Here is a 3631-nt window from a genome sequence, read left to right as displayed (position 1 = left end):
GTAGCTCAGTCGGTAGAGCAAAGGACTGAAAATCCTTGTGTCGGCGGTTCGATTCCGTCCTGAGCCACCATTAAAGGTTCTGGTTATTTGGAAATTGAATGAATTGGTTTTTTTGTACATGAAAATGATGTTATAATGGAGGGGTAGCGAAGTGGCTAAACGCGGCGGACTGTAAATCCGCTCCCTCAGGGTTCGGCGGTTCGAATCCGTCCCCCTCCACCATTTATAGGGGTATAGTTTAAAGGTAGAACGAAGGTCTCCAAAACCTTTGGTGTGGGTTCGATTCCTGCTACCCCTGCCAATTTATTATGGCGATTGTGGCGAAGTGGTTAACGCATCGGATTGTGGTTCCGACATTCGTGGGTTCGATTCCCATCAGTCGCCCCATTTTAATCACATACTCAACCTGTATAGAATCGTTATTGGGCTATAGCCAAGCGGTAAGGCAACGGACTTTGACTCCGTCATGCGTTGGTTCGAATCCAGCTAGCCCAGCCATTTGCGGAAGTAGTTCAGTGGTAGAATACAACCTTGCCAAGGTTGGGGTCGCGGGTTCGAATCCCGTCTTCCGCTCCAATTTAATATGGCGGCATAGCCAAGTGGTAAGGCAAAGGTCTGCAAAACCTTTATTCACCGGTTCAAATCCGGTTGCCGCCTTCACTAATTTTTTAGTGGGAATAGCAATACTTGAAATTCATATGCCGGTGTGGCGGAATTGGCAGACGCGCACGACTCAAAATCGTGTTCCTTCTGGAGTGTCGGTTCGACCCCGACCACCGGTATCAACCAACCCTAAGCAAACAATTAATTAAATAATTCTATCTAAAAAAATGGGACAGAGTCTAAACTTCTGTCTTTTTTTGTACATTTAAAATGGAACTCGGGCTATTTAGTATAATATTGTATTATAAATGAATAAATAAAAATTCATGTGCTAATATATAAATAAATGGAAATAAAAGAATTAGGAGTGAAAAAAATGGACCAAATGAATGATGTTCGCTGGAAACAAAGATTTGAAAACTTTGAAAAGTCTTTTAAACTCCTAGAAAAATACTCAAATGAACCAATATCAACTGAATTAGAGCGAGCTGGTATTATCCATTTTTTTGAAACAACCTTTGAATTAGCTTGGAAAGTAATAAAAGATTATTTGGAAGCAGAGGGCTATGCTGCTAAAAGTCAAAGGGAATCCATTAAACAAGCATTTCAGGTTGAGATAATAGAAGATGGACACCTCTGGATGGATGCACTTTCGAAGAGGAATTTATCAGCCCATACTTATGACCAAGAACTAGCAGAGAATTTAGTTAAAGAAATACAAGAGAAATTCCAGCCTTTACTAAGGAAATTATATGAAAAATTTTTAAAGGAAATATAATATGTTCGGATTAATTGAGAGTGATATACGGTATATAAATTCTGCATTAGCACAATTTAATGAGATAGAAATTGGTATTATATTTGGAAGTCGAGCAATGGGAAACTATAAAAAAGGTTCTGATGTAGATCTTGCTATAAAAGGAAAAGACATTACTTCAAAGACAATTTATAAGTTGTCTGATTTGCTTAACGAGGAATACCCACTTCCGTATTTTTTTGATCTAATCCATTATGAAGGTATCTCTAATGTGAAGTTAAAAAATCATATCGATAGAGAAGGGATTACAATTTTCGAAGCTAACTCAAGAAATTATGGAGGCTATTAAAAGAATTTCAGCAATAAGAAATCAACATAAATAATTCCCATATCTTAAAGAATTGTATAAATTAATTGTGTGTATGATACGGTCCACCGGTATCATGAGAACTTTTTAAGTTCATTTTAAAGCAATTAGAAATCCCGAAAACGTTGATTTATCAATGTTTTCGGGATTTCTGCTTTTTAAGGGTTACGATAGAAAACGATAGGGTTTTTACACTCAAAAATACACAAGTTCATTTATTTTACACAGCTTTTACACATTGTTTTTTAGATTCATACCGAAATCGCGCTCTTCTGGTTATTGGTTGGGCAGCTGCCTTACGTAGAAGTGAACTAGTTTCTTTGGGTATTGAACATTTGGAGAATACACGGGAAGGACTTTTGCTGAATCTAGTACGAAGTAAGACGGATCAAAAAGGAGAAGGGCAAATAGTGGCATTACCATTTGGCAGCAGCCTGCTTACCTGCCCTGTCCGATTGTTGGAAGCCTGGATTGAAGCGACCGGCCTTGAGGATGGGCCTCTTTTCAGAAGAATTGATCATCATGGAATCCTTGGTAGAATGACCCCTCAATCTTTCCGATTAATCGTAAAAAGATGTTGCCAGTCAGTTGGAATGCCTTCCGAAAAATACGGTGCGCATAGCCTGCGGAGTGGCTTTTGCAGTACAGCAGCAAAAACGGGTAAGGCCGAGCATCAAATCATGAAACAGACGAGGCATAAAAGAAGTGATTCATTGCAACGCTACATACAAAAAGTGAACATGTTTGAAAATAATGCAGCAAGCGGGATCGGTCTTTAGCATCCCCTCACTTCAATTTTTTCTTTAACTGCTGAATTTATTGTCTCAAATAATAATTAATTGTGTGTCAAAGGGCACACAAAATGCCGATAATCGAGCCGCTTGGAATAACCTCCACAACTTTTCTACGGTCTTCCAGCCACAGGGCATCCTTCCCTTGTTCTTTTACTCCTATTGAGCGCATTAGTGCAATGAATTCTACAAATAGTTTGCCATCCAGACTTGCATCAGAAGAAACCGATAAGCGACGTAAGTTTAATCGTTCTTTCAGGTTGTCGAATGCCTTTTCAACAAGATCCTTGTTGGGATAAATTTCAAGTGTTTCAATAGGATCTTTGAGTTCGTTACTAATGAGGCAAAAATAAAAGTAGATGCTAGCTTACTGTGGCAGATAGAGAAAAGCAAAAAAACTATAAGGCGCATGGTGAACCCGAACATCTTTTTCGTTAGACATCCTGAATTCCTTTCGACTAGTAGATCGACTGGATAAGAAAGACATAGCACCCGCTTTTCAATTTCATATTTTTCGTAATAGAGGGGATTTTGGTTTGATGTATGGTGCAGCTCTAATCTGCTATTATTTCTAATAAGGTGGTGTTGACTGATGTTAGAAGACCAAAACAGTGCGCCAAGGAGAAAATTTGCTTGGGCAGATAAATGGGTAAAGATGACGGGAGAACGGGCAAGAATTGATGCAAAGGTAAATAACACGTATATTGTGTACGAAAAGAACGGAAAACTGGTTAAAGAATTCCCGAATGGAAATGTTGTCCCTCTTCCTAATGAGGATCAATCATGAAGCATAGTCACCAACCTATGTTCTATGTATTTGCCGGTAATAATGGAAGTGGAAAAAGCACTATCAGGAACCTACTTATCGACAAAATTGGCGTTGACATTAACCTTGACCCAGATGCAATTGCAAGAAGAATTGACCCTGAAAACCCAGAATCAAAGAGGGTTACTGCTGGGAAAGAAGTCATAAGATCTGTAAATAAATACATCAAAGAAGGCAAAGACTTTTCTATAGAAACAAGACTAGCTGGTGGAAATGCCATTGACAGATGCATAAGGAAAAAGAAACAGGTTACGAAATCACCATGTTTTATCGTTTTCCGACAGAAG

General features: G+C 38.8%; 4 protein-coding genes, 7 tRNA genes and 2 pseudogenes. 12 read left to right on the top strand and 1 reads right to left on the bottom strand.

All coding sequences use genetic code 11. The features are described 5' to 3' along the window. Positions 1-137 precede the first annotated feature (137 nt). The 10 genes from UB32_RS05770 to UB32_RS05725 all read left to right on the top strand — a co-directional run bounded on the left by UB32_RS05770 (position 138) and on the right by UB32_RS05725 (position 2506). A tRNA-Tyr gene (locus UB32_RS05770) sits at positions 138-222 on the top strand. 5 nt (positions 223-227) lie between these two features. Further along, positions 228-301, top strand: a tRNA-Trp gene (locus tag UB32_RS05765). Between the two features lie 10 nt (positions 302-311). Further along, a tRNA-His gene (locus UB32_RS05760) sits at positions 312-387 on the top strand. A 36-nt stretch (positions 388-423) separates the two neighbouring features. Then, positions 424-498, top strand: a tRNA-Gln gene (locus tag UB32_RS05755). Between the two features lie 3 nt (positions 499-501). Beyond that, positions 502-576, top strand: a tRNA-Gly gene (locus tag UB32_RS05750). 9 nt (positions 577-585) lie between these two features. After that, positions 586-657 (top strand) — tRNA-Cys (locus UB32_RS05745). Between the two features lie 43 nt (positions 658-700). Beyond that, positions 701-782 (top strand) — tRNA-Leu (locus tag UB32_RS05740). A gap of 197 nt (positions 783-979) precedes the next feature. Beyond that, positions 980-1381, top strand: a complete 402-nt coding sequence (locus tag UB32_RS05735; RefSeq protein WP_044392001.1) for a nucleotidyltransferase substrate binding protein — start codon at positions 980-982, stop codon at positions 1379-1381. 1 nt (position 1382) lies between these two features. Continuing rightward, positions 1383-1709 (top strand): nucleotidyltransferase family protein, encoded by a 327-nt coding sequence (locus tag UB32_RS05730; RefSeq protein WP_044391999.1) that lies wholly within the window; start codon positions 1383-1385, stop codon positions 1707-1709. Positions 1710-1852: 143 nt separating this feature from the next. Further along, positions 1853-2506, top strand: coding sequence for a site-specific integrase (locus tag UB32_RS05725; protein ID WP_157841616.1), 654 nt, complete (start codon positions 1853-1855; stop codon positions 2504-2506). Positions 2507-2654: 148 nt separating this feature from the next. Here UB32_RS05725 and UB32_RS20850 read toward each other — a convergent pair. Further along, positions 2655-2876, bottom strand: a pseudogene (locus tag UB32_RS20850) (IS1634 family transposase); the annotation flags it as partial. Between the two features lie 234 nt (positions 2877-3110). Here UB32_RS20850 and UB32_RS05720 point away from each other — a divergent pair. Beyond that, positions 3111-3305, top strand: a complete 195-nt coding sequence (locus UB32_RS05720) for a hypothetical protein (RefSeq protein ID WP_044391998.1) — start codon at positions 3111-3113, stop codon at positions 3303-3305. Beyond that, positions 3302-3631, top strand: a pseudogene (locus UB32_RS05715) (hypothetical protein); the annotation flags it as partial. The gene UB32_RS05720 and the pseudogene UB32_RS05715, both read left to right, overlap by 4 nt.

Source organism: Mesobacillus subterraneus (assembly GCF_000934845.1).
GTDB lineage: Bacteria > Bacillota > Bacilli > Bacillales > Cytobacillaceae > Mesobacillus > Mesobacillus stamsii.
Note: the sequence above shows the minus strand (reverse complement) of the source record. Positions and strands in the feature narration are given on the sequence as shown.

What these genes read in the sequence shown, in the direction of transcription:
- UB32_RS05735 (WP_044392001.1), top strand. Translation starts at nt 980, where the DNA reads ATGGACCAAATGAATGATGTTCGCTGGAAACAAAGATTTGAAAACTTT.
- UB32_RS05730 (WP_044391999.1), top strand. Translation starts at nt 1,383, where the DNA reads ATGTTCGGATTAATTGAGAGTGATATACGGTATATAAATTCTGCATTA.
- UB32_RS05720 (WP_044391998.1), top strand. Translation starts at nt 3,111, where the DNA reads ATGTTAGAAGACCAAAACAGTGCGCCAAGGAGAAAATTTGCTTGGGCA.